Genomic DNA, 25,098 nt, shown 5'->3' on the forward strand with positions numbered 1-25,098 from the left:
CTCCACACTCGTTCGTCACCCTAAGTGCGGCCGGGCCGGTCCGCTGGCCGAGCGCTCGACCAGGTCAGGCCGAGAACGTCGGTCGCCCACCCGTGGGACGCTTGAGCTGCGAGAACGCTGAGGTGGCACCGATTGTGGTGATCGCGGAGTAGAGCGCCTGCGCCTCGTCGCCGGTAGGGATGTCGGAGAGCACCGGGCCGAAGAAGTGGGTGCCGTTGATGCCGGTGATGGGGCTGCCGCCGGTCTCTCCCAGTGCTTCCTGGCTCCGCTGGTGCGCTGTTCCCAGTGTGTCGTCCCACGAGTCGTCGTCCATGGCGTCGGCCACTTCGGGAGGGAGCCCGGCCTCGGCGAGGATCTCGGCGACCACAGCGGGGGTCATCTCATCACCGGCGTGGTGGATGCGGCGGCCCATCGCTGTGTAGAGCGGCTCAACCGAATCGGCGCCGTTCTTCGCGATGGCGGCCATGAAGACCCGGCCGAGACGGCGCGAGGTGTCCCATTGCCGGCGCTGCTGGTCCGACGCGGGCTCCCGATCCTCGTTCAGGACGGCCAGGCTCATCACGTGCCAGGCGACGGTGTCATCGTGTCTCTCGGCCTGGTCGGTGAGCCATCGCGATGCGGCCCATGCGAAGGGGCACACGGGATCGAAGTAGAAGTCGAAGCGGGTCATGACAACTCCTGTCGTGTCAGGGATTCTTTTCCGGGGTCGTCGGGGTCAGGACTGATCCGACAGGGCGTCGATCGCGGCCTGCAGCTTCGTGGCGGCGTCGCGCGCGACGGACTCGAGGTCGGGCTCTCCCGAGACCTGAACCATCAGAGCCGGATTCATCGCCTCCACGAGTGTCGTGCCGGGGTGGTCCGGGTCCGACCGGACGACGACATTGCACGGCAACAACAATCCGATCTGACGTTGGACCCCGAGTGCTCGGTGGGCCAGAGGCGGATTGCAGGCGCCCAGGATCAGGTACGGCTCCATGTCCTCGTCGAGCTTCTTCTTCAGGGTGGCCTGGACATCGATCTCCGTGAGGACGCCGAAACCCTGGTCGGCGAGCGCGGCGCGCGTGCGTTCGACCGCTTCGTCGAAGGGGACGCTCATCGTGGTGCTGAGTGCGAGTGACATTGTCTTCCTTTCATATCGGCCCCGTCCCGGGCCACACGGGTTGTCATCCGTTGGCCCGGGACGGAACCGGTTCGGGGGTCAGTGCGCGAAGCTGATCTTCGGGAGGACGCGACGCAACCAGGCGGGTGACCACCATGCGGCGCGGCCCGTGATCCGCAGCATCGCCGGAAGCAGGGTGAGGCGGATCAGAACGGCATCCAGCAGGACGGCGACACCGAGGATGATGCCCATCTCCTTCGGGGGGAGAGGTTCGGCCAGGGCGAAGGTGAAGAACACCGCCACCATGACCGCTGCCGCGGCGAAGATGATCCGGCCGGAATGGGCCATCCCGTCGACCTGGGCACTTGTTGCGCTGTCGGACCGCTCGAAGTGTTCCTTCGTGGTGGCGAGCAGGAAGACCGTGTAGTCCATCGCGATCGCGAAGATCATCGCGAAGAAGAACACCGGTCCCCACCCGTCGAGGAAGCCCTGGGGTGTGAAGCCCAACAGGTCCGCGAGGTGGCCGTCCTGGAAGATGAGCTTTGCCACGCCGAAGGCAGCTGCCGTCGACAACAGGCTGACCACGGTGCCGATCAGTGCGATCAGCGGTGCCTGCAGCGAGACCAGGAGCAACACGAAGCCCAGGATGAGGATGACGGCGACGACCAGCGGGAAGTAGTCGTTCAGGGCCTGCTGGAGGTCGAGGTTCTCGGTGGGTGCGCCACCGACCAGTGCATCGCTCGGCAGGGCGCCGCGCAGGTCGTCGACGATCGTGCCCATCTGCTCATCGGACGGGTCGACTGACGGAAGTGCCTGCATGAGAACGTAATCGGAGCCGTCAGCGGCGGGCATCGGAGGGGTCACCATCTCGATCCCCGGCGACTTGGAGGCGATCGCGGCGGTCTGCTGCGCCTCGCCGGCGGGTGCGACGATCTGCAGCATGCCGGGTGCGCCCTCGCCCATCTGTGACTGGACGAGTTCGTAGCCCTGACGCACCGGCGCGTCCTCGGGGACGACGGTGATCGACGGCATCGCGACCTTCAGGCCGAACACCGGGATCGACAGCGCGATGAGAACAGCGAGGGAGCCGGCGGCCACCGTCCAGGGGTGACGGTGCAGGAAGAGTCCCCAGCGGGCGAACACGGGTGAACGGTGTTGCTGGCGGCGGGCATACGGCAACGACACCGCATTGACCCGGGGACCCAGCTTGCCCAGTGCGGCGGGCAGCAAGGTCAGGGTGGCGGCCAGGACGAAGACGACGGCGAGCATGATGCCCACGGCCATCGTGCGCACCGCGGGTGCGGGAACCAGCAGCACCGCCGACAGGCTCACCAGGACGGTGATGCCGGAGAGCAACACCGCTTTTCCTGCGGTGTCCATGGTTTCGGCGACCGCGGCACGCATGTCGTCGGCGTGGCCGCGGATTGCGTCGCGGAAGCGCGACACGATGAACAGTGCGTAGTCGATGCCCAGGGCCAGGGCGAACATCATGGCGAAGTTGATGGCCCACACGGAGATCGGGGTGACCTGGTTGAGGAGGACCAGTCCGCCCGCGGATGCGACGAGTCCGGCGATGGTCAGCAGCAGGGGGAGTCCGGCAGCGACGAGCGATCCGAAGGCGAGCACCATGATGGTCAGGGTGACGGGCCAGGAGAACAGTTCGGCCTTGATCATCGCGTCGTGATTGGCCTTGTTGAAGTCACTCCACAACGCCGACGCGCCGGTCGGATAGACCTCGACGCCGTTGCCGGACAGACCGGTCAGCTCGTCTTTGTGTTCGTCGACCGCCCGCACCATGTCGTCGGTGTTGGCGGCAGCGCCGATGAGGACGATGCCGGTGTGACCGTCGGGGCTGATGGACATCCCCGGTTGTGGTGGCACGACCTGGGCGAATCGGTCATCGGTCGCCGCGAGTTCGGTGATCTGTCCGACGACGGCCTGGACCGTGGGGCTCTCGACGCGGTCACGGTCGGAGTGGACGACCACCTGGACCGCCGCCGAGGAGTTTCCGCCGAAGTGTTGCTGGGCCAGCTCGCGGACCTGGACGGACTCGGACCCGTTGGCCTGCCATCCGGCGCCGGCGAGGGAGGAGAACACCGAGGGTGCCGCCGCTCCCAGGACCACCAGGAGCAGGACCCAGACGCCGAAAACCCAACGGGCGCGACCCGCCATCGTCGCGCCCCAGCGTCCGAGGAGCCCGGCTGTGGGACCCGAGGTATCAGGTGCTGCTTCGTCTTCGGACAAGGCCGAATTCGACGACATGAGAATCCTTTCGTTTTATACCCCTAGGGGTATCCGATCTGGCGTCGAACATACCCCTGGGGGTATCCTTGGTCAAGGGGCCGATATCGATCGGTTGCGGAAACGGCGGAATGCCGAGACAGGAGGGGTCGGAATGACCAGTGATGTGAGGGTCCGTGCGGCCGTCGACGACGAGGCTATGGGTGCTGTCCTGAATCGGCTTCGACGCGCTCAGGGCCAGCTTGCGGGCGTGATCGCCATGATCGAGGCGGGTCGGGACTGCACGGACGTGGTCACGCAGCTCGCAGCGGTGTCACGAGCTCTGGATCGTGCCGGCTTCAAGATCGTGGCGTCCGGGATGCGGCAGTGCGTCGAGGCTGTGGACGGTGAGCGGGCCCCGCTGTCGGAGGCGGAGCTGGAGAAGTTGTTCCTCGCCCTGGCGTGAGGGGCGGGCCCGGACGCCCGCCGGGTGACGGTTACGGGAACGGAAGAGGGGGGCCGAGGAATCGGCCCTCCCTCTTCGATGATCGTCGGATGGGTGTTCGCGGGTCGGGTGCTGGGCCCTCAGCGTGGACATGAGGCGCGCGGGAGTCCGGCCTTCGCCATGAGCAGGCTGGCCGGGCACCACCCGACCGCGCTGTAGAGCAGCAGATTCGCGGCCACGAAGAGGGTGAGCACGGTCCACCACGGGGACACCGTCAGCACGAGGATGACGCTGACCGTCACCATCACGCCCGCAAGCGCGGGCACCATCCGCTCCACGGTCAATCGGGGCTGGTGGGTCTCGGTTGTGGGGGTCATGGGTTCTTCTTTCTGTTCCGGGGTCGTCTGACTGTCAAGGGACGATTACTCTGACCAATATACCCCCTGGGGTATAGTTACGGCGAGTGCAGACGAAAGGACTCTCAGAACATGTGTCAACCGGTGACCTGTAGAACGTGTGGCAAGACCACCTGGTCGGGCTGTGGTCGTCATGTCGACGCCCTCAAGCGCCGCGTCCCCGACTCCCAGTGGTGCGACGGGCACGCAAAAGAGTCGTCCCGACGCTCGAAGTGGTGGTCCCGCGCCTGACCGGACCGGATCTCTTTGGGGACGTGCGCGGGCCGGCGCTACTCTTGAGAACGGCATATCTCCCGCGACGACCTCGTCGCGGCGACCACCCGCGAAGTCGAGGAAGTTGATGAGCGCACCCACCGCAGAGCCCTCCGTCGCAACAGGCGAGTCCGACACCGAGAAGGTCGTCCTCGGACTCGCCAGAGCTGCGAAATCGGCATCCCGCTCGCTGGGTGGACTGACGACAGCGGACAAGAACGACATCCTGCTCGCGGCAGCCGACGCCATCGAGGCCGCCACGGAGACGATTCTCGCGGCCAACGCCGAGGACATCAAGCGCGCCGAGGAGGCGGACACCGAGGCGAGCCTGCTCGATCGTCTCCGTCTCGATGCAGCCCGGGTCGTCGGCATCGCCAACGGTCTGCGGCAGGTCTCGGTCCTGCCCGACCCCATCGGTGAGGTCGTCGCCGGCAAGACCCTGCCCAACGGACTCCAGCTCCGACAGCTCCGGGTTCCCCTCGGTGTCGTCGGCATCGTCTACGAGGCGCGTCCCAACGTCACGGTCGACGCGTTCGGCATCGCCTTCAAGTCGGGCAACGCGGTGCTGCTCCGCGGGTCGTCGTCGGCTCGGTCGTCGAACGCCGAACTCGTCCGCATCCTGCGGGAGACCCTGTCCTCCAAGGGAGTCAGCGCCGACGCGGTGTCGTTGCTGCCCAGCGAAGATCGCTCGAGCGTCACCGCACTCATCCGCGCCCGCGGGCTCGTCGACGTCGTGATCCCGCGTGGCGGTGCCGGACTCATCGAGGCCGTCGTCTCCAACGCGACCGTCCCGACCATCGAGACCGGCGTCGGCAACTGCCACGTCTACGTGCACGCGCTCGCCGACCTCGACGTCGCCGTCCGCGTCATCCTCAACTCCAAGACGCGCCGGCCGAGTGTCTGCAACACCGCCGAGACCGTCCTCGTCGACAAGGCCGTCGCCGCAGACGCGCTGCCCCGGATCACCCAGGTGTTGCAGTCCCAGGGCGTCGTCATCCACGGCGACGAACCCGGCATGGAACCGGCCACCGAGGACGACTGGTACAAGGAGTACCTGTCGATGGACATCGCGCTGAAGGTCGTCGACGATCTCGACGCCGCGGTCTCGCACATCGACACCTACGGCACCGGGCACACCGAGGCGATCATCACCACCGACCTCGCGGCCGCGGACGAGTTCACCCGCCTCGTCGACGCCGCCGCCGTCATGGTCAACGCCTCCACCGCCTTCACCGACGGCGAGCAGTTCGGGTTCGGCGCCGAGATCGGCATCTCCACCCAGAAGCTGCACGCCCGCGGCCCGATGGGCCTGCCCGAACTGACCTCCACCAAGTGGCTGGTCTGGGGCAACGGCCACGTTCGGCCGGCCTGATGACGACCCCCGCCGAGTACACCGCCTCCGGACCGCAGGTCGTCCCGTCGTTCACGTCGGTCGACGACGTCGTCTCGAAGCTGCGTGAGACCGGCTACCTCGCCGACGACGCCACCGCGACGTCGACCTTCCTCGCCGACCGGCTCGGCAAGCCGCTGCTGGTCGAGGGGCCCGCCGGTGTCGGCAAGACCGAACTGGCCAAGTCGATCGCCGCGGCCACGGACGCCGAACTCGTCCGCCTGCAGTGCTACGAGGGCATCGACGAGGCGCGGGCGCTCTACGAGTGGAACCACGCCAAGCAGATCCTGCACATCCAGTCCACCGGCAACCGCGCCTGGGAAGAGGCGAAGACCGACATCTTCTCCGACGAGTTCCTGCTGCCGCGTCCGCTGCTGAAGGCGATCTCGCGCGAGGGCCCGACCGTGCTGCTGATCGACGAGGTCGACAAGGCCGACGTCGACATGGAAGGTCTGCTCCTCGAGGTCCTCAGCGACTTCGCGATCACCATCCCCGAGATGGGAACGGTTGCCGCGCAGCGTCGCCCGATCGTGTTGCTCACCTCGAATGCCACCCGTGAACTGTCCGAGGCGCTCAAGCGTCGTTGTCTGTACCTCTACATCGACTTTCCCGACGCCGAGCGGGAGAAGGAGATCCTCGCATCGCGGGTACCGAATCTGTCGGCGTCGCTGAGCGCGGAGCTGGTGCGCATCGTCGGCGTGCTGCGGACGCTGGACATCCGCAAGAAGCCGTCGGTGGCCGAGACGATCGACTGGGCCAACACCTTGCTCGCACTCGGTGCGGGTGAGCAGGCCGACACCAAGCGCGGCGGCCTCGACGACGGCCTCATCGCGCGCACGCTCGGTGTGGTGCTCAAGCACCGGCCCGATCTGAAGACGGCTCTCAAAGAACTCAAGCTGGGCTGATGACGACTCCGCTCGTCGCGCACCTCACCGACTTCGTCGACGAGCTGCGCCGTCGCGGGATCGTCGTCGGGCCGTCGGCCCTGATCGACGCGGCGAGCGCGATGGAGGTCCTCGACCTGCTGGAGCGCTCCCGCCTCCGCGAGGGTCTGGCGACGACGCTGCTCGTCGACAATTCGCATCGCGGGGTCTTCGACCGCGTCTTCGATCTGTGGTTCCCGGTGGGCGCGGGGATGCGCACCATCACCGAGGACCTGCCGCGCGACGAGGACGGCAACCTCGAGGTCGAGGCGGTACGGGACGCGCTCGCGGAGATGCTGGCCGACGACCCGGCGGCCGGTGACGGTCGACTCGAGCAGGCGATTGCGATGATCGTCGACGAGCTGGGACGCTATGGCTCGACGAAGGGTGAGGCCTTCTCGGCTTACCAAGCGATCTCCGCGGTGAGCCCGCAGACGCTGATCGCCAAGATCGCCGCGGCGATGGCCGGGGACGGCGAGGGCGACGCGGGCCGGCCGGGCACGGAGCCGCTGTACCGGCAGGCCGCCCGGCAGAAGGCCACCGATCTGCGGGCCGCGATCGAACGCGAGACGCAGCGTCGGATGGCCGACCGCAACGGCCGTGACAAGGTCGGCGCGTACGCGGTGCCGCCGCTGCCGGAGAACGTCAACTTCCTGTCCGCGGGCGCCAAGGAGCAGGTGGAGATCCGCAAGACCATCGAGCCGCTGGCCCGGCTGCTCGCGGCGAAGCTCGAGACGCGACGACGCCGGGCCCATCGCGGTGCGGTGGACGTGCGCAAGACCCTGCGTGCGTCGATGTCCACCGGCGGTGTCCCGATCGAACTCAGTCACCGCAAGCCGCGTCCCGGCCGCCCGGAGCTGATCATCATCTGCGACGTGTCGGGGTCGGTCGCCGGGTTCAGCCAGTTCACCCTGCGACTGGTGTACGCACTCCGGCAACAGTTCTCGAAGGTGCGGGTGTTCGCGTTCGTCGACACCGTCGACGAGGTGACCGAGTTCTTCGACCACGGCGAAGAGGACTTCGGTGCGGCGATGCACCACATGATCTCGACTGCACGGATCTCGACGCGCGACGGGCATTCGGATTACGGGAACATGCTCGCCGGCTTCGTCGGTGACTATGCGGAGACGCTGACGCATCGGGGAGCGCTGCTGGTCCTCGGCGACGGCCGTAACAACTATCACGATGCGCACGTCGATGCTCTCGCCGAACTCGTCGAACGTGCCCGTCACGCCTACTGGTTGAATCCCGAGGCGAAGGAGCATTGGGGGACCGGTGACTCGGCCGCCACCGATTACGCGGAGGTCATCGACATGTTCGAATGCCGCAATGCGACACAGCTCGGCACGGTCATCGCCGACCTGCTGCCGATCTGAGCGCGGCGTCACCGCGTAGACTGACCGTCCATGTCAACCGACCGCCATCGTGCGCGCCGCATCGGCGTGATGGGTGGCACGTTCGACCCGATCCACAACGGGCACCTGGTGGCGGCGAGCGAGGTCGCTCATCGCTTCGAACTGGATGAGGTGATCTTCGTCCCGACCGGGCGCCCGTGGCAGAAGCTGGGCGAGCACACGACGGTGAGTCCGCCCGAGGACCGGTACCTGATGACGGTCATCGCGACGGCGTCGAATCCGCAGTTCAGCGTGAGTCGCGTCGACATCGACCGGGACGGCGACACCTACACCGTCGACACGTTGCGCGATCTGCGGAAGCAACTGCCGGACGCGCAGCTGTACTTCATCACCGGCGCCGATGCGCTGGAGTCGATCCTGTCCTGGCAGGATTGGGAGGAATTGTTCGACCTCGCTCGCTTCGTGGGCGTGAGCCGGCCCGGCTACGAGCTCGACGCCACCCATCTGGCCCAGCATCTCGCGCAGATGCCGGACGACACGCTGCACCTGCTGGAGATCCCGGCGCTGGCGATCTCGTCGACCGAATGCCGCACACGTGCGGCGCAGGGTCGTCCGGTCTGGTACCTGGTGCCCGACGGCGTCGTGCAGTACATCGCGAAGAGGAAGCTGTATCGTGCGCCTCGGGCGTCGTCGCCCGGGGTGTCCGCGCCGGGAGCGGAGCGAGCGGGTGTCGAGCCCTGAGGGAATTTCGAGAGGACTTGTGTGACTGCGTCAGCTGAAGCGTTGGAGATGGCCAAGGTGGCTGCTCTGGCGGCCGCGGAGAAGCTCGCCCATGAGGTGACGGTGATCGATGTGTCGGAACAGTTGGTGATCACCGACGCCTTCGTCATCGCGTCGGCGGACAACGAGCGACAGGTCAATTCGATCGTCGACGAGGTCGAGGAGAAGTTGCGCGAGGCCGGGCACAAGCCGCTGCGTCGCGAGGGCACCCGTGAGGGGCGTTGGGCGCTGCTCGATTACGCCGAGATCGTCGTGCACATCCAGCACACCGACGAGCGCCGCTTCTACGCGCTGGAGAGTCTGTGGAAGGACTGCCCGGTCGTCGAGGTCGAAGGACTTACGTGAGCGGGGGTCCCGACACCCACGACACTTCGGTCGAGCGTCTGACCCCGGTCGTCCGGCGGCTGATCCTGTTGCGCCACGGGCAGACCGAGTACAACGCGGGCAGCCGTATGCAGGGCCAGCTCGACACCGACCTCTCCGAGCTGGGTGTGCGGCAGGCGAATTCGGCCGCCAACGAACTGGCGAAGCGGCAACCGCTGGTGATCTGGTCGTCGGACCTGAAGCGTGCCCGCGACACCGCGGAGGCTCTCGCGCAGCGAACCGGCCTTCCGGTGACAACCGATGTGCGCCTTCGAGAGACGCATCTCGGCGAGTGGCAGGGTCTTACGCATCTCGACGTCGACGAGGTCATGCCGGGCGCACGCGCGGTGTGGCGCGACGACGCGACCTGGACGCCGCCGGGTGGCGAGAGCCGCGTCGACGTGGCGAGGCGCTCCACTCCGCTGGTCGACGAGCTGATCGAGCAGTTGCCGGACTGGGGTGTCGGCGACAATCCCGAGGCGCCGGTGGTGCTGGTGGCCCATGGTGGGGTCATCGCGGCGATGACCGCGGCGCTCCTCGGTCTGCCGGTGGACAACTGGCCGGTCTTCGGTGGTCTCGCGAACACCAGCTGGGTGCAGCTGTCGGGCCATGGTGTGCCCGGCGACCTTCCGCGGTGGCGGCTCGACGTGTGGAACGCGTCGGCCGAGGACTCGGACCCCGCCGTTCAGTGACCGACGTGAACGGCGGCGCCCCCTCGGGAGAGCGCTGCATGATGGTCCTGTCCGATTCGCTGGCCTACTACGGTCCGGTCGGCGGGCTGCCCGCGAACGATCCGCGGATCTGGCCGTCACTCGTCGGCGCCGACGTGGACCTGCCGGTGAAGCTGTTCGGCCGGATCGGCTGGACGAGCCGCGACGTCTGGTGGGCGCTGACCCAGGACCCGAACATCTGGGCCACCGTGCCGCACACCGATGTCGTCGTGCTGGCGTTCGGCGGCATGGACACGTTGCCCTCGCCGCTGCCGACCGCGCTGCGCGAGCAGATTCGCTACGTGCGACCGAATCGGCTGCGGCAGTTGGTGCGTGACGCGTACTCGTGGGTGCAACCCCGTGGCGCGCGTCTGGGGTGGCCGCTGGCGTTGCCGCCGAAGGTGACCGTCGAATATCTCGAGAAGATCCATGAGGCCCTCTCACAGCTCCGTCCGGATCTGCCGATCGTCGTGTGCCTCCCGCCGACGCACAGCAGCCCGTATTACGGCCATGTCCACACGGGCCGAATTCCGACGACGGCGGCGATGGCGCGGTGGGCGGAGCAGCACGGGTTGCCCTGCGTCGACTTCTATCCGGTGACGCGGGACGCCTTCGAGGATCCGGCGGCGGAGATGAACCCGGACGGCATCCACTGGGGCTTCTCCTGTCATCGTCAGATCGCTGATCTGGTGACGCCCGTGGTCGAGAAGAGTCGGGCGAACACGTAGTCGACGGACGTCGCGACTCCCATGTGAGGTCCGACCGGTGAACCGGCTAACGTAGACGGGTGCCTGTCGTCGTCGTCACAGATTCGTCGTCTCGGTTACCGGAGTCGGTCACCGAGCACTACGGGATCCGGCAGGTCCCGCTACATGTCACGATCGAGGACAAGGACTACCGCGAGGGCGTCGACTACATCCCGGAGGATGTGGTGTCGACACCGGGCGTGACCACCTCGGGTGCCAATCCGAGTGAACTGACGGAGTACTTCGAGTCGGCACTCGAAGCGAGCGAAGGTGCCGGCGTGGTGGCGGTGCACATGTCGCGAAAGCTGTCCGGCACGTGGAGCTCGGCGCGGCTGGCAGCCGAGAAGTTCTCCGGGCAGGTCCGCATCGTCGACTCCCGATCCGTCGGTCTCGCAGTGGGTTTCACCGCCATCGGGGCGGCGCAGGCGGCCGCGAACGGCGCCGACCGGGATCGCGTGTACGAGTCCGCGATCCGGCAGGCCGCGACCGTCGACTCGCTGCTGTGCGTCCAGCAGCTCGACAACCTGCGCCAGAGCGGCCGGATCTCCGCCGCCGGCAGGCTCTTCGGTTCGGCACTGTCGATCAAGCCGATCCTGCACATGGTCGACGGCACGCTCCAGCTCAAGGAACGTCACCGCACCTTCTCCAAGGCGCTCGACAAGATGGTCGACGCGGCGGTCGAATCCGCAGGAGGACGCGCGGTCACGGTCGGCGTCCAGCACTGCGAGACCCCGGACGTCGCGGCGGAAGTCCTCGCCACGCTGCGCAACCGTCTACGGATGGTGACCTCCGAGCTGACCGTCGACCTCGGACCGATCCTCGGCTCCCATGTGGGTCCCGGATCGGTCGGTATCGTCATCGCCTCGCACCTCGACCCGATCGAAGGGCTCGAGGAGAGCTGAGCGCGGTCCGGTCGGGACCTGAATCGGGAATCGGTGCACAGTCTGGTTGCTGTCCACAGATCTCTCGGCTGCGCGCCGGGCCACGTCGATTCGGCACTGAACCGCCCTAGCGTGTGGCGCCATGAGCGCATCAGGACGGCGGAATCCGCTGGACCGTCTGGGACCGGTCGTCGAGCCGCCGGCTCGTCGGGATCTGTCTCCGGCCGCTGCCGAATCCGACCCGCCGCCCGGTGTCGGTGACCCGGGCGCGGCTGTCGCAGTCGAGGAGCCCGCGCATCCCGGTTGGGGGATCGGCGGGATGCCGACGTGGCTGGATGCGCCGCCGTCGCCGTCGCCGTCGCCACCGCGGCGTGGTCGGGTCGGGCGATTCGACGACGTGCTCGACCCGGACGCCGACTCTCCGGGCGGGGACTGGGACGAGGACGACGACCCTGTTGCACGCCGACGCTTTGCCGTGGCACCGCCCGCGGCGATCGCGCTGATCGCGGTCGGGGTGATCGCCTGCGTCGTGGCGGGATTCGGACTGTTCCGCGGAACGGATACGACGCCGGTGGTGGACTTCGGTGCACCCGGACCGTCGTCGACGTCAGAGGTGTCGGCGCCGACTGCCGCGCAACCGAGTACGACGCCGGCGCAGTTGGTCGTGAGTGTCGTCGGCCTCGTGAACAAACCCGGACTGGTTCGTCTGGCTCCCGGAGCACGGGTCGCGGAGGCGATCGAACAGGCCGGTGGCGCCCGTAAGGGTGCGGATCTGTTGTCGCTGAATCTTGCTCAGGTCCTGCGCGATGGCGATCAGGTCCTCGTGGGCTACGCCGGTGGTGAGGGGCAGATGTCGATGCGCAGTGCGGTGGTCGGTGCGGAAGGTGCTGCGCCGGCGCCCGGTCCCTCGGCGGGCCCGGGCAGTCCGCCACCGGCGTCGTCGGCGGCGGAGGCCGGCGGTCGGGTCAACCTGAACACGGCGACCGAGACAGAACTGGATGCGCTGCCCGGGGTCGGGCCGGTGACGGCGAAGGCGATCCTCGACTGGCGAGAACGCAACGGCCGCTTCATGTCTGTGGGTCAGCTCGCCGAGGTGGACGGGATCGGTCCGGCGCGGCTGGCCAGACTTCGTGACCTCGTGACGGTCTGAGGATGGACTTTCGGCTGCTGGTGCCGGCGGTGGTGGTGTGGTCGGTGACGGCGTGCGGTCTGATGGCCCCCGTTGGTGTCGGCGTCGGCATGGCGATCGTCGCGTCACTGGTGGCCGTCGTCGGTGTCGTCGGTTCCCGCCGGTTCGGCTGGGAGTTGGTGGGGCTCGTCGTCGTGGGAGCCGGTCTGGCCGCCGCTTGTGCGGCATCGCTCGCGCTCCGGCAGGAGGCGCGCGCCGACCACCCGCTGGCACACGTGTCGGGCAAGGCGACGGCGGTCATGACCCTGCGCAGCGATCCGACCCCGATCGGACCGGCGAGGCAGGGGCGGATTCGCGTACGCGTAGGCGTCGAACAGATTGGCGGTCAGCGGGTTACGTCCGCGCCCGCGGACCTGCGTGCCGCGGCGCGGGCATGGTCGGGGTTGCTGCCCGGCCAACGGGTTGTCGCGGTCGTGAAGGTACGGCCACCGCCGAGCCGAACGCTCCTCGTCGCATCGCTGACCGCCTCGACTCCGAAGCTGATCGGCGGCCCGCCCGCGTATCAGCGAGTCGCCGGATCGATCCGGCAACGCCTGCAGCTGGTGGCCACCCGCGGCCTCGATCCGGAGGCCGCGGGTCTGCTGCCGGGTCTGGTGCTCGGCGACGAGAGCGGCGTGGACGAGGATCTGCGCGACGACTTCCGCGCCGCCGGACTGAGCCACCTCACGGCGGTGTCCGGGGCGAACTTCGCGATCGTCTGCGGCGCTGCGCTTCTCATCGTCCGGAGCATCGGGGTGCCACCGCGTGCCGCGGCGGTCGTCGGGCTGGTGGTGATCGTCGGATTCGTGATGCTCGTCCGACCCACGCCGAGCGTGTTGCGGGCAGCGCTGATGGGTGCGGTCGGGGTGCTGGCGCTGTTCGCGTCGCGTCGGTCGCAGTCGATGCCGGCTCTCGGGGCCGCGGTGATCGGTGGTCTCCTGTGGTGGCCGGAACTCGCTCTGCAACCGGGCTTCGCGCTGTCGGTGGCGGCCACCTGCGCCATCGTGCTGTGGGCACCGCGGCTGCGGGATCGGTTGCGGGGGTGGCGGTGTCCACCGGGGTTGGCGGAGGTGATCGCAATGGCGGTCACCGCGCAAGTCGTCGCCGCTCCGATCGTCGTGCTGGTCACCGGTCAGCTGTCGGTGGTCGGGATCGTCGCCAATCTGCTCGTCGCGCCCGTCGTCGCGGTCATCAGTGTGGTCGGTACCGTTGCTGCCCTCGTGGGTGCGATCGGTCCACCGGATGGGGTCGGCGCGGGGATCGCGGAACTGTTGGTCCGTGCGCTGGGGCCGGAACTGTGGTGGATGATCTGGTGCGCGCACACCCTCGGCGGTCCGGGGTGGGCCAGTGTCGAGGTGTTCGGGTGAGGAGAAGTTGAGGCAGATGCCCCACGCGGGTGAGGCGGGTCGCGGACGACGCTGGGGTCATGAACACACATACACCCCGAGAAGTCGTCACCGAAGCCCGCGCTCACCCACGGCTCGCCGACGGCGATGACGAGCGATTCGCCGGGTACGGCGTCATGGGCCTGCCGTTTGCGTCGAGCCACTATCTGGCCCTGCGCGACATGGTCGCCAGTTCCATCGGACCCGCGTATCGGTCCGTCTGGCATCGAGATCCGCACGGCCTCTGGACGCTTTACACCACAACCGAGCCGGACCAGAGTTGCCCACGCTACTTCGGCGCGGGCGCGACCACACGGCGCGTTCCGTCGATCAATGTCGGATGGGCCGACGACCAGACGTTCGAGGTGACGATGGGCGACACGCTCCGCTGGACGGTGGAGCTGGCCTCGTCACCGGCGACCAGGCTGATGACCACGCTGAGCGGTGCGACGCCCACCGCAGCGTGGCGCAGCCGGACCATGCTGCACGCCGTCGGGCCGATGGCGACGCTCATGCTGCGCGCCGGCCGAATCCGCATGTGCGCCCGGACCCCCAACGGGCCGCAGTTCCGCGGGACACCGCTGTACGTCTGGCGCGTCGCCGACAGCCGGGCGTGGCTGGACGGTGAGACTTTCGGTTCTCCCGCACCACTCGACGAACAGATCAGCATCGGCGACATCCCCCTCCCGCAACGCGGACTGTTCTTCGTCGGCCGATCGGCTTTCGATGCACCCGACGCCGCAAACGACACCACGCACGCCTTCACCGACACAGGAGTACAGACATGACCACGATGGAATCGCCGTCGCCAACGGACACCGCCCCGGCGGCAACCCTTCTCACCCGCACCGTCTACCTCGCCTATGGGGTGACTGCCTACGTCGCCTTCCTGGTGGTGTTCCTGTGGGCGATCGCGTTCGTCGAGAACGCCTCGATCGTCCTCGGCGGCGTCGATATCGTGCCGCGGACCATCGATCGTGGCGGGCCGTCGACGGGGGTCGTGGCGGCGGTGGTGGTCGACCTCGGACTGCTGACGCTGTTCGCCGCGCAGCACAGCGTCATGGCGCGCGACGGGTTCAAACGTCGGTGGACGCGCATCGTGCCCCAGCCGATCGAGCGCAGCACCTACGTCCTGGCGGCGACCGCGTGCCTGGCAGCTCTGCTCTGGTGGTGGCATCCGATCACCACCACCGTGTGGGACGTCTCCACATCGGCCTTGCGGTGGGTCCTCGTCGCGGCGTCGTTGTTCGGCTGGGTCCTCGTCCTGACCTCGACGTTCCTCATCAACCACTTCGACCTGTTCGGTCTGCGACAGGTGGTCGCCAACGCGCGTCGGCGGCCGCTCCCGCCGTATCGGTTCATCACACCCCTCTGGTACGGAATCGTGCGACACCCGATCTACCTGGGCTTCGTCATCGCGTTCTGGGTGGCCCCGACGATGACCGCCGGACATCTTCTGTTCGCCTGCGCGACAACGGGATACATCTTCATCGGTATCCACTTGGAGGAACGGGATCTGATCCGGGACTTCGGGAACGACTATGTCGAGTATCGGCGTCGCGTCCCGATGCTGGTGCCCGGGCTGCGTGCGCGTCGAGCGTCGGGGCCGGCGCACGCGCGAGTCGCCTGACACCCGAGGCGATGAGCGCGACAATGAACGTCATGAGCCCGCAAAGGGTGCTTCCGCGTCGAGTCGAGGTGCTGGCCGGCCTGTCCGTCGCCATCGACCTCGGACTCGGTCAGCCAGCAGAGCACATGCTGCGGTCGGCGGTCATCGCCACGCGATTGGCGCGCCGGCTGGGGCTCGACCGATCGCAACAGGACACCGTCTACTACGCGACGCTCGTGATGTGGATCGGCTGTCACGCCGACTCCGCCGAGTACGCGCGCTGGTTCGGCGACGACATCGCGGTGCGCCGCGACGCCTATCTCGTCGACTGGTCGGGACTTCCGTATCTGCGTTTCCTCATCGGCAATCTCGGTCGCGGAGAATCACTTCCGCATCGGATGAAGATCATGGCCGAACTCTTCCGGGATTCGCGCGGCAATATCGCGGCACTCGTGCACTCGCACTGCCTGTCGGCGGCTGCGCTGGCCGGCCACATCGGACTGGGTCCCGACGTCGAGCAGGCGATCACCTACACGTTCGAGCGCTTCGACGGGGGAGGGCTTCCCGGCGGGGTGTCCGGTGTGGAGATCCCGATCGAGATGCGGGTGGCACAACTGGCCGACATGGCCGAGGTCCACCAGCGCACGTATGGCGTCGACGGAGCGGTCGCGATGGCGCGGAGCCGGCGGGGAGGGCACTTCGATCCCGACGTCGTCGATGCCTTCGTCGACGATCCCGCGACTCTCTTCCCGGCTGACTCCGACGATCCGTGGGAGCTGGCGTTGGCGATCGCGCCGGATGCCGAGCTCCGTCTCGACGATCCGGGACTGGACCATCTGCTGCTCGCCATCGGAGATTTCGTCGACCTGAAATGTCCCTTCGCGCTGGGGCATTCACGCGGAGTGTCGGCGCTGGCCGAATCGGCTGCGGGGCACCTCGGTGTCGAACGATCGGACATCGACGCGACTCGTCGTGCGGGGTGGCTTCATGACGTCGGGCGAATCGGGGTGTCGAATCAGATCTGGTCGAAGGCCGGGGACCTCACCGCGGCGGAGTGGGAGCGCGTCCGCATGCACCCGTATCTCACCGACCGCGTCCTCACGCGCATCCCGGGTCTCCGGGACGTGGCACGCATCGCCCGGACCCACCACGAGCACCTCGACGGGACCGGCTATCCACTGGGACTCAACGGACCGGCGCTCGGGCAGCCGGAGCGTATTCTCGCTGCCGCAGTCACGTATCGGTCGGCGGTCGAACCCCGGCCGTACCGGGCGGCGATGTCGACGGACGAGGCGGTCGCACGGCTCGAGCGCCGCGCCCATCGCGGTGAACTCGACGCCGACTGCGTCGAGGCCGTTCTCGCCGCCGCCGGACACGCGCGGACCCGGGCGCGGCACAGCGACGCGTTGACGCGGCGGGAGCGGGAGATCCTCGGACTCGTCGCGCGTGGGCTGTCCAACCGGGACATCGCGTCGAAGCTCGTTCTGAGCGAGAAGACGGTGCGCAACCACGTCGAGCGGACGTACACGAAGATCGGGGCGTCGAACCGGGTGGGTGCCAGCCTGTACGCACTGGAGAACGGGCTCGCGGGGTCGTCGTAGTCCCCGCAGCCATGTCGGCCCGATCTGGCACGATGAGCGGGTGACCGATCGCCTGCACCTGCTCCTCGGAGACGACGACTTCCTGACCGGCCGGGTGATCTCCGCGGTCGCCGAGGCGACGTCGAAGGAAGCGGGCACCCAGGTCCCGGTGACCCGGGTGCGTGCCGGTGACGTCAGCGAGCACGAGCTCGCCGAGCTGCTCAGCCCGTCGCTGTTCGCCGAGGAACGCATCGTCGTCATCGAAGCGGCGGCAGAGGCAGGCAAGGAGCCGGCTGCGCTCATCGCGGCTACGGCCACATCCCTGCCCGACGGCATCACGCTGATGGTGATCCACTCTGGTGGCGGTCGCGCAAAGTCGATGGTTCCGGCGTTGAAGAAGGCCGGCGCCGTCGAGCACGCGACCACCGCGCCGAAGTGGGCATCGGACCGGATGACCTTTGTCCGCAACGAGTTCCGCTCACTCGGTGTGAAGGTCAGCGCCGACGTCGTCGAGCAGGTCGTCGAGAGTGTCGGTTCCGAACTGCGTGAGCTCGCTGCCGCATGCGCCCAGCTCGTCGCCGACACCGGCGGCAAGGTGAACCGCGAGAGCGTGCAGCTGTACTACCAGGGCCGGTCCGAGGTGACCGGCTTCGAGGTCGCCGACAAAGCAGTCCTGGGGGACCGGGCCGGAGCACTCGAGTCGCTCGCCTGGGCGCTGCACCACGGAGTGCCGCGCGTACTCCTGGCCGACGCCCTCGCCGAAGCCGTCCACGCCATCGCCCGCATCCGGCCGATGGGGTCGATCGACCACTTCGCCGCCGCCTCCGAACTCGGCATGCCGCCGAACCGGGTCAAGAGCGTGCAGGCGAAGGCCAAGGCATGGGACTCGGAGTCGATCGCCCGCGCGGTCGGGGTGGTCGCGAAACTCAACGGCGATGTCAAGGGACAGGCCGCCGATGCCGACTACGCACTGACCTACGCCGTCGCCGCGGTTGCAGATCTCCGGCCGGACGGGCGTCGTCGGAACTGAGTCGGCAGTAGGTATCGGCTACTGCCGACTGGCCGAGTCTCGGTCAGCGGATCGGCGTCGAAACTCGTCCCCCTGACGCGATAGCGGGGGCAATGTGCCCTCGGGCGCCAGTCACGGGGACGACTTCTCACCCAGGCGAGGGGAGCGACTCAACCGCGCGCGGCCGGGCGGACGGTGTCTCTCAGCAGAGAAGAACGACGATCACCCCGGCAACCGCGTGGATGCTACCGGGGTGATCGTGAGTATGAACATATGGCGGCGCGCCATGCGCCGAGGCGACCCGGAGGTCGGAGTGGGTCAGCTCAGAGCTTGTTGACCGCGAGAGCGATGGCCGACTTCTTGTTGGCGGCCTGGTTGGCGTGGATGACGCCCTTGCTGGCGGCCTTGTCGAGCTTGCGGCTCGCAGCCTGACCGAGCTCGGTAGCCTTGTCCTTGTCGCCGGACTCGACGGCCTCGCGGAAGCTACGGATCGAGGTACGCAGGGCCGACTTCACCGACACGTTGCGCTGCCGGTTCTTCTCGTTGGTGCGGTTGCGCTTGATCTGAGACTTGATGTTCGCCACGCGTGTTACCTCTGTCGTTGCTGGTGGATATGTCTGTCTTTTCTGGTCGGGCGGCGGACCGGTTGGCCCGAACTCGCACCGCGCGGCGTCGGCGCGTGAAGGATCTTCACGGCGTCACCGCAACAGCGGACAACATTACCAGCCGGGATCAGTCAGCCCAAAATCCGTCGTCGGGCCGATGCGCGCCGAAAAGAATCATCGTGGGCAAAAGTCTAGGCTCGAGTCATCATGTCCGTCGTTTACGTACACATCGGCCTCCCGAAGACCGGCACCACGCACCTGCAGGATCGACTCTGGCGCAACCGTGACCTGGCGTTGCAGACGTCCGGGTTGCTCTATCCGGGCAACGTCATCTCCGATCACTTCCACGCCGCGGTCCACCTCCAGCCAGAGCGCTACCTCGACTGGGCCGACCCGGCCTTCTCCGGGGTGTGGCCCAAGCTGCTCGGGCAGATGCGGGCCTGGCCCCAGACCTCGCTGCTGTCGCATGAGCTCTACAGCACCGCGACGAGCGAGCAGATCGAGCGGCTCCTGGCCGATCTGTCGTTCGCCGACGAGGTGCACGTCATCGCAACGGTTCGCGACCTCGCCCGCCAGCTCCCGTCGGTCTGGCAGGAGAACGTCAAGAACCAGCGGCGTGCCTCCTTCGACGAGTTCGTCGACGCGGTCGCGTTCGCGGCGGAATCGAACACGGTGGGTGAGGTGTCCGCGGAGAATGCCGGTCCGCTCGTCGAGGACGAACCGTTCTGGGAGTTCCAGGACCACGTCGGCATCCTCGCCAAGTGGGCGAAGTTCGTCGGACCCGAACGCGTCCACGTGGTGACCGTGCCGCGCGGTCGGCCGGCGCAGGGCGACGCCCTCTGGGATCGCTTCCTCCGCGTCCTGGAGGTCGACGCGGCACCGCTGAACATCCCGGTGCCCAGCCTCAACAGCTCGCTGTCGGCGTCGCAGGCCGAGTTCCTCCGCGGTCTGAACCAGCGCCTGCAGCCGGAGACCATCGAATGGCGCCGGTACGAACGCATCATCAAGGGGCAGGTGATCGGCGAGATCCTGTTCGAGGCGCGCTCGGGCGCGCCCCAGGGGCTGACGGTCAAACACCGGCAGTGGGCCGCCGCGCAGGCGGCCACGATGGTGGAGGCGGTACGCAGCGCGGGATACGACGTCGCAGGCGACCTCGCCGACCTCGAGGTGTCGGCGGACGGTGCCGCCGACGACGCGCCGATGCCCTCCGATCGCGAGGTGCTCGACGTGGCTCTCGACACGATCGCCTCGATGGTCCTCGCCGCGCCGCTGCCCAAGGTCGGACCGCCGATGAAGACGCGCGCAGCCAATGTCCTGCGGCGAGTCAAGCGCCGCGCCCTCGCGATGCGACGTTCGCAGTGAGGCGCCGGCGCATGGCGCGCACGACACGGTCGGCCAACCGTGGTGCCGATTTCGCGGTTATGCGGCACCATGGCAATTTATGACCCCCGCATCGACAAGTGCGCCCGCCAAGAAGGCGCCGCGAAAGTCCGCATCCGCGAAGACAACGACGTCGAGCTCGTCCGGGAAGGCGGCCTCGGGCCGCTCCGGATCGTCGAAGAGTTCGGGGTCAGGAGGCAGATCCCGCAAGTCGAGCGGTGAGGAGAACTTCACCGGGAACTTCGGTGGGTACTCAAAAGGTCCGTACGGCAAGGCATATGACGAGATGTTCGATGCCGCGGGCGATGTGCGCACCCCGTATCGCGGCATCTACAAGGCGATGTCCGACGAGGACTCGTCCGACCTGGTCGAGGCCCGCGTCGAAGCGTTGGGCCGCGCCTACCTCGATCAGGGTGTGACCTTCTCGCTGTCCGGCCAGGAACGCCCCTTCCCGTTGGACATTGTGCCGCGCGTGATTTCGGCCGGGGAGTGGAGCAAGCTCGAAGCGGGTATCACCCAGCGCGTGCAGGCCCTCGAGTTGTTCCTCGACGACATCTACGGTGAGCAGGAGATCCTGCGCGACGGCGTGCTGCCGAAACGGCTCGTCCACTCCTGTGAGCACTTCCATCGGCAGGCAGCAAACATTCGGCCGCCCAACGGTGTTCGCATCCACGTCGCCGGCATCGACCTGATCCGCGACGAGAACGGCGACTTCCGGGTCCTCGAGGACAACCTGCGGTCGCCGTCGGGTGTCTCATACGTGCTCGAGAACCGCCGCGCGATGGCGCGCGTGTTCCCCGACCTCTTCTCCAAACACCGCGTCCGCGCGGTGGCCGACTATCCGAGCCATCTGCTGCGTGCGCTGCGCGCATCGGCGGCGTTCAACGAGGCCGACCCGAACATCGTCGTGCTCACCCCGGGGGTGGCGAACTCCGCGTACTTCGAACACTCGCTGCTCGCACGCCTGATGGGTGTCGAGCTCGTCGAGGGCCGAGATCTGTTCTGCCGCGACAACGTCGTCTACATGCGCACCACCGAGGGCGAACAGCGCGTCGACGTCATCTACCGCCGCATCGACGACGACTTCCTCGACCCGATGCAGTTCCGCCCCGATTCGATGCTAGGTGTCGCCGGACTGCTCAATGCGGCCCGCGCCGGCAACGTGGTCATCTCGAGCGCGGTCGGCAACGGCGTCGGCGACGACAAGCTGATTTACACCTACGTCCCGGAGATCATCGAGTACTACCTCGGTGAGAAGCCGAGTCTGCAGAACGTCGACACCCTGCGCTGCTGGCTTCCCGAGGAGTGCGAGGAGGTCCTCGACCGCATCGACGAGCTCGTCGTGAAACCCGTTGAGGGATCGGGTGGATACGGAATCGTCTTCGGGCCCGAGGCCACCAAGGCGGAGCTGGACACCCTGGCCCGCAAGGTGCGCAACGATCCGCGCGGCTGGATCGCACAACCCGTCGTGCAGCTGTCGACGGTGCCGACGAAGATCGGCAACGAGATCCGTCCGCGTCACGTCGACCTGCGTCCGTTCGCCGTCAACGACGGCGAGTCGGTCTGGGTCCTGCCCGGCGGCCTCACTCGCGTCGCCCTGCCGGAGGGATCGTTGGTGGTGAACTCCAGCCAGGGAGGTGGTTCCAAGGACACCTGGGTGCTCGCCAGCCGGACGTCGGAGGCCGAACGCGAACTCTCCGGCGCGAAGGTGGTCACCACCAGTGGCGTCGCCGCGGCCCGGCCCGCCGACAGCGCCCCCGACCCGGTGCACACCCAGACCCAACAGCAGCAACAGCAGGGCGGTGATCCCCGATGATGTTGGCGCGCAACGCCGAGTCGTTGTACTGGATCGGCAGGTACGTGGAGCGCGCCGACGACATGGCGCGCATCCTCGACGTCGCGATCCACCAGCTGCTCGAGGACACCACCGTCGACGTCGACCAGCAGGCGCGACTGATCATCCAGGTACTCGGGCTCGAGGCGCCGGAGACCGACGAGGAACTCGACGTCTGGTCGCTGACGGAACGCGTGGCCTACGATGCCGACGCGGTCGGGTCGATCGTCGACCTCATCCGCGCGGCACGCGAGAATGCGCGCGGCGCAAGGGAAGTCACGTCGAGCGAGCTGTGGGAGTGTCTCAACACCACCTACAACGGACTCGACGCCGCCGAACGCCGGTCGCGCCGCCTCGGTCCGCACGAGTTCCTCTCGTACGTGAAGAACCGTGCGGCCATGTTCGCCGGACTCGCCGACGCCACCCTCAGCCACGACGACGGCTACCGCTACCTGCTGCTCGGCCGCTCCGTCGAGCGGGTCGACATGACGATCCGAATGCTGTTGTCGCGAGCGGGGGATCGCACCTCGTCGCCCGCATGGGTCAACGTGCTGGTCTCCGCCGGCGGTCACGACACCTTCCTGCGCACCTACCGCGGCGTCCTCGACGCGGAGAACATCGTCGAGTTCATCCTGCTCGACCGTCTCTTCCCGCGGTCGATCTTCCACGCGCTCAGCGTCGCCGAACGCAACCTCGGCCAGCTCGAGAAGGGGCCCAGCCGCGTCGGCGCGCAGGCCGAGGCCCAGCTGCTGCTCGGCCGGGCGCGGAGTTCGCTGGAGTTCCTCGAACCCGGCGAGCTGCTCGACGGACTGCAGGAGCGGCTCGTCGATCTGCAGGACACCTGCCGTGCCGTCAACGAGGCGGTCACCAAGCAGTACTTCCATGTGTCGCCGTACGTCTCGTGGGCCGACACCCGCGTCAGCGACAACCAAGTCATCGAGGAGAGTGAACTGTGAGCTGGCGTCTGCGCGTCGTCCATTCGACCGGTTTCGCGTACCACAGTCCCGTCACCTCCTCGTACAACGAGGCCCGGATCACGCCCCGCAGTGACGCCCGGCAGAACGTGATCGTCAATCGTGTCGAGACCGTGCCGGCCACCAGGTCGTACCGCTACACCGACTACTGGGGTACCGCGGTCACAGCCTTCGACCTACACGCACCGCACGAGGAGCTCGAGGTGTCGGGCATGTCGGTCGTCGAGACCGACGCCGGACAGCGTCCGGCAGAGGAAGACCAGGCGTCGTGGGAGGACATCCGCAGTGAGGCCACCATGGATCGCTACGACGAGATGCTCTCCAACACCACCTATGTGCCGAAGAACCGGCAGTTGATCGCGGCGGCGAAGAAGGTCGCCAAGGGGCTCACCCCGGCGGAGACGGTCGAGGCGCTGTCCCGGTTCGTCCATGAGGAGATGGAGTACGTACCCGGCACCACGGGCGTGCACACCACGGCCGTCGACGCCTGGAACGAGCGCAAGGGGGTCTGCCAGGACTACGCCCACCTCACCCTGGTTATGTTGCGCGGCCTGGGAATTCCGGCCCGCTACGTGTCGGGGTACTTGCATCCGAAACCGAATGCGGCGATCGACAAGACGGTCCAAGGCCAGAGCCACGCATGGATCGAGGCATGGACCGGCGGCTGGTGGGGCTACGACCCGACCAACGACACTCCGATCACCGAGCAGCACGTGTCGGTCGGCGTCGGCCGCGACTATGCGGATGTGTCGCCACTCAAGGGGGTCTACACCGGTGGTGGCGCAACGGATCTCGACGTCATCGTGGAGATCACGCGGCTGGCGTAGGGGAGTGCTCAGCGCCAGCCGAAGCGGGACCTGAGTTCGTCGGCGACCGCGTCGAAACGGCGACGGTCGAGGATTGCGCCCTCGCGCCGGATGCCGTCGGCGTCGACGGCGAGGACACGGTCGAGGCGGACGAAGCTCGGCCGATTCTGTGAGTCCCAGGTCCCGGTGCCGACGGCGAACCAGTCGTCGTCGTCCCGGTGGTAGTCCTTGCTCGACAGCATCAGACCCAGAACCTCCTCGAAAGTGTCACCGTCGGCGGTCTCGGCGTTGGCGTCGCGGCCCACCACGAGCACCGGGCGGTCCTTGCCCTGGCTGGGGTCGTCCTCGTAGGCGACCCAGGTCCACACGATCTCGCCGGGGTCGGCGTCGCCGTCGAGTTCGGGGTTGTAGCTGATCGTGCGGGCGACCTCGGCGGTGGGACGGAGGCGGGACCGGATGCTGCGGCTCGTCACGCCCGGAATGCTTTCATCAGGAACTCGTCGACCGCGTCGGCGGTCAGCTGCGCGGTCGGCTTCTTCTTCGGGTTGAGGTCGTGACCGACCTTCTCGAGTTCGACGATCCGCGTCGGCGCGTCGATCAGGCCGATCGCCTCGGCCATCTCCTCGGCGGTGCCGAACGGGTCGGTGCTGCCGTGGACGACGAGGGTCGGCACGGTGATCGACGGCAGGTGTTCGGTGCGCAGCCGGTCGGGCTTGCCCGGTAGGTGCAGGGGATAGGAGGTGAGCAGCAGGCCGTCGGCGAGGTCGGTGCCGTCCTCGGCGACCGCCATCGACGCCTGACGCCCGCCGTAGGAGTGGCCGCCGACGAACAGCGGGCCGTCGGACTCCTCGCGGAACATCGCGCAGGCGGCGCGGATGCCGTCGCGGTCGGCCGGCGACGTCGACGGACTAGGCGGTCCCTTGGGTCGGCGCCGGCGATAGGGGAGGTCGATCCGGGCGACGACGTAGCCGCGCGAACTCAGTTCGTCGGCGAGCGCGCGCAGGATGATCGCGTCGCGGTTGCCGCCCGCGCCGTGCGCCAAGACGATCGTGGCGCGAGGAGTGCCGTCCGGGCGGTGCACGTCGGCGGCGACGTCATCGGTCTCGACGGTGGCGATGGTGGTCCCTGGCTTTTTCGACTCGGCGGACTCGGCTGTCACGGCTGCCAC

The 25,098-nt window shown here is 67.8% G+C and carries 26 protein-coding genes; 19 read left to right on the top strand and 7 right to left on the bottom strand.

Annotation, left to right across the window (positions count from 1 at the left end):
* Nucleotides 1-64: 64 nt before the first annotated feature.
* The 3 genes from C5O27_RS11480 to C5O27_RS11490 form a co-directional block, all read right to left on the bottom strand.
* Complete coding sequence (locus C5O27_RS11480) at nt 65-670, bottom strand: mycothiol-dependent nitroreductase Rv2466c family protein (RefSeq protein WP_006359354.1); 606 nt, start codon at nt 668-670, stop codon at nt 65-67.
* Nucleotides 671-715: 45 nt separating this feature from the next.
* Nucleotides 716-1,120: a DUF302 domain-containing protein gene (locus C5O27_RS11485; protein WP_006359353.1), complete on the bottom strand. Its 405-nt coding sequence runs from the start codon at nt 1,118-1,120 to the stop codon at nt 716-718.
* Between the two features lie 78 nt (nt 1,121-1,198).
* Nucleotides 1,199-3,361, bottom strand: a complete 2,163-nt coding sequence (locus C5O27_RS11490; protein ID WP_006359352.1) for an MMPL family transporter — start codon at nt 3,359-3,361, stop codon at nt 1,199-1,201.
* 133 nt (nt 3,362-3,494) lie between these two features.
* Between C5O27_RS11490 and C5O27_RS11495 the strand changes: the two genes are divergently transcribed.
* Complete coding sequence (locus C5O27_RS11495) at nt 3,495-3,785, top strand: metal-sensitive transcriptional regulator (protein ID WP_006359351.1); 291 nt, start codon at nt 3,495-3,497, stop codon at nt 3,783-3,785.
* 119 nt (nt 3,786-3,904) lie between these two features.
* On the opposite strand, the gene C5O27_RS11500 is transcribed toward C5O27_RS11495, so the two are convergent.
* A complete protein-coding gene (locus C5O27_RS11500) occupies nt 3,905-4,141 on the bottom strand; it encodes a YgaP family membrane protein (protein WP_035751273.1) in 237 nt (78 codons plus the stop codon).
* Nucleotides 4,142-4,520: 379 nt separating this feature from the next.
* On the opposite strand from C5O27_RS11500, the gene C5O27_RS11505 reads away from it, so the two are divergent.
* The 14 genes from C5O27_RS11505 (at nt 4,521) to holA (ending at nt 18,352) form a co-directional block, all read left to right on the top strand.
* Entirely contained in the window at nt 4,521-5,804 is a 1,284-nt protein-coding gene (locus tag C5O27_RS11505) for a glutamate-5-semialdehyde dehydrogenase (protein ID WP_127962752.1), read from the top strand.
* Nucleotides 5,804-6,727 carry an AAA family ATPase gene (locus C5O27_RS11510; protein WP_006359348.1) on the top strand — a complete coding sequence of 308 codons (924 nt, stop codon included), beginning with the start codon at nt 5,804-5,806 and terminating at the stop codon, nt 6,725-6,727. Before C5O27_RS11505 ends, C5O27_RS11510 begins: the two co-directional genes overlap by 1 nt.
* Nucleotides 6,727-8,121: a vWA domain-containing protein gene (locus C5O27_RS11515; protein WP_127962753.1), complete on the top strand. Its 1,395-nt coding sequence runs from the start codon at nt 6,727-6,729 to the stop codon at nt 8,119-8,121. The genes C5O27_RS11510 and C5O27_RS11515 overlap by 1 nt, the downstream gene beginning before the upstream one ends.
* A gap of 30 nt (nt 8,122-8,151) precedes the next feature.
* Entirely contained in the window at nt 8,152-8,841 is a 690-nt protein-coding gene (gene nadD / locus C5O27_RS11520; protein ID WP_035751281.1) for a nicotinate-nucleotide adenylyltransferase, read from the top strand.
* A gap of 21 nt (nt 8,842-8,862) precedes the next feature.
* Nucleotides 8,863-9,225 (top strand): ribosome silencing factor, encoded by a 363-nt coding sequence (rsfS, locus tag C5O27_RS11525; RefSeq protein ID WP_035751282.1) that lies wholly within the window; start codon nt 8,863-8,865, stop codon nt 9,223-9,225.
* Nucleotides 9,222-9,935 (top strand): histidine phosphatase family protein, encoded by a 714-nt coding sequence (locus C5O27_RS11530; protein WP_006359344.1) that lies wholly within the window; start codon nt 9,222-9,224, stop codon nt 9,933-9,935. Before rsfS ends, C5O27_RS11530 begins: the two co-directional genes overlap by 4 nt.
* Before the next feature lie 38 nt (nt 9,936-9,973).
* Nucleotides 9,974-10,681, top strand: a complete 708-nt coding sequence (gene octT, locus C5O27_RS11535; protein WP_244216642.1) for a diglucosylglycerate octanoyltransferase — start codon at nt 9,974-9,976, stop codon at nt 10,679-10,681.
* Nucleotides 10,682-10,740: 59 nt separating this feature from the next.
* On the top strand, nt 10,741-11,601 hold the full coding sequence (locus tag C5O27_RS11540) for a DegV family protein (RefSeq protein ID WP_006359342.1): 861 nt from the start codon (nt 10,741-10,743) through the stop codon (nt 11,599-11,601).
* A 121-nt stretch (nt 11,602-11,722) separates the two neighbouring features.
* On the top strand, nt 11,723-12,730 hold the full coding sequence (locus C5O27_RS11545) for a ComEA family DNA-binding protein (RefSeq protein ID WP_075862974.1): 1,008 nt from the start codon (nt 11,723-11,725) through the stop codon (nt 12,728-12,730).
* 2 nt (nt 12,731-12,732) lie between these two features.
* Nucleotides 12,733-14,115, top strand: coding sequence for a ComEC/Rec2 family competence protein (locus C5O27_RS11550; RefSeq protein WP_127962755.1), 1,383 nt, complete (start codon nt 12,733-12,735; stop codon nt 14,113-14,115).
* A 59-nt stretch (nt 14,116-14,174) separates the two neighbouring features.
* Nucleotides 14,175-14,921 (top strand): hypothetical protein, encoded by a 747-nt coding sequence (locus C5O27_RS11555; protein ID WP_075862976.1) that lies wholly within the window; start codon nt 14,175-14,177, stop codon nt 14,919-14,921.
* A complete protein-coding gene (mddA, locus tag C5O27_RS11560; RefSeq protein WP_006359338.1) occupies nt 14,918-15,763 on the top strand; it encodes a methanethiol S-methyltransferase in 846 nt (281 codons plus the stop codon). The genes C5O27_RS11555 and mddA overlap by 4 nt, the downstream gene beginning before the upstream one ends.
* A 23-nt stretch (nt 15,764-15,786) precedes the next feature.
* Complete coding sequence (locus tag C5O27_RS11565; RefSeq protein ID WP_006359337.1) at nt 15,787-17,343, top strand: HD domain-containing phosphohydrolase; 1,557 nt, start codon at nt 15,787-15,789, stop codon at nt 17,341-17,343.
* A gap of 40 nt (nt 17,344-17,383) precedes the next feature.
* Complete coding sequence (gene holA / locus C5O27_RS11570; protein WP_127962756.1) at nt 17,384-18,352, top strand: DNA polymerase III subunit delta; 969 nt, start codon at nt 17,384-17,386, stop codon at nt 18,350-18,352.
* A gap of 302 nt (nt 18,353-18,654) precedes the next feature.
* Here holA and rpsT read toward each other — a convergent pair whose 3' ends face one another.
* The gene (rpsT, locus tag C5O27_RS11575) at nt 18,655-18,915 is read right to left on the bottom strand and encodes a 30S ribosomal protein S20 (protein WP_006359335.1); all 261 of its coding nucleotides are present in this window, start codon (nt 18,913-18,915) and stop codon (nt 18,655-18,657) included.
* Nucleotides 18,916-19,143: 228 nt separating this feature from the next.
* On the opposite strand from rpsT, the gene C5O27_RS11580 reads away from it, so the two are divergent.
* The 4 genes from C5O27_RS11580 to C5O27_RS11595 all read left to right on the top strand — a co-directional run bounded on the left by C5O27_RS11580 (nt 19,144) and on the right by C5O27_RS11595 (nt 23,951).
* The gene (locus C5O27_RS11580) at nt 19,144-20,298 is read left to right on the top strand and encodes a sulfotransferase family protein (RefSeq protein WP_127962757.1); all 1,155 of its coding nucleotides are present in this window, start codon (nt 19,144-19,146) and stop codon (nt 20,296-20,298) included.
* 79 nt (nt 20,299-20,377) lie between these two features.
* Complete coding sequence (locus tag C5O27_RS11585) at nt 20,378-22,132, top strand: circularly permuted type 2 ATP-grasp protein (protein WP_040004209.1); 1,755 nt, start codon at nt 20,378-20,380, stop codon at nt 22,130-22,132.
* A complete protein-coding gene (locus C5O27_RS11590; RefSeq protein ID WP_127962758.1) occupies nt 22,129-23,106 on the top strand; it encodes an alpha-E domain-containing protein in 978 nt (325 codons plus the stop codon). Before C5O27_RS11585 ends, C5O27_RS11590 begins: the two co-directional genes overlap by 4 nt.
* Complete coding sequence (locus tag C5O27_RS11595; protein ID WP_035751295.1) at nt 23,103-23,951, top strand: transglutaminase family protein; 849 nt, start codon at nt 23,103-23,105, stop codon at nt 23,949-23,951. Before C5O27_RS11590 ends, C5O27_RS11595 begins: the two co-directional genes overlap by 4 nt.
* 8 nt (nt 23,952-23,959) lie before the next feature.
* Here the strand turns inward: C5O27_RS11595 and C5O27_RS11600 are convergent, their stop codons facing one another.
* Both C5O27_RS11600 and C5O27_RS11605 read right to left on the bottom strand, forming a co-directional pair.
* On the bottom strand, nt 23,960-24,403 hold the full coding sequence (locus C5O27_RS11600) for a type II toxin-antitoxin system PemK/MazF family toxin (RefSeq protein WP_035751296.1): 444 nt from the start codon (nt 24,401-24,403) through the stop codon (nt 23,960-23,962).
* On the bottom strand, nt 24,400-25,098 hold the full coding sequence (locus tag C5O27_RS11605) for an alpha/beta hydrolase family protein (protein WP_127962759.1): 699 nt from the start codon (nt 25,096-25,098) through the stop codon (nt 24,400-24,402). Before C5O27_RS11605 ends, C5O27_RS11600 begins: the two co-directional genes overlap by 4 nt.

This window comes from Gordonia alkanivorans (assembly GCF_004011905.1).
In the GTDB taxonomy this organism is placed as follows: domain Bacteria; phylum Actinomycetota; class Actinomycetes; order Mycobacteriales; family Mycobacteriaceae; genus Gordonia; species Gordonia alkanivorans.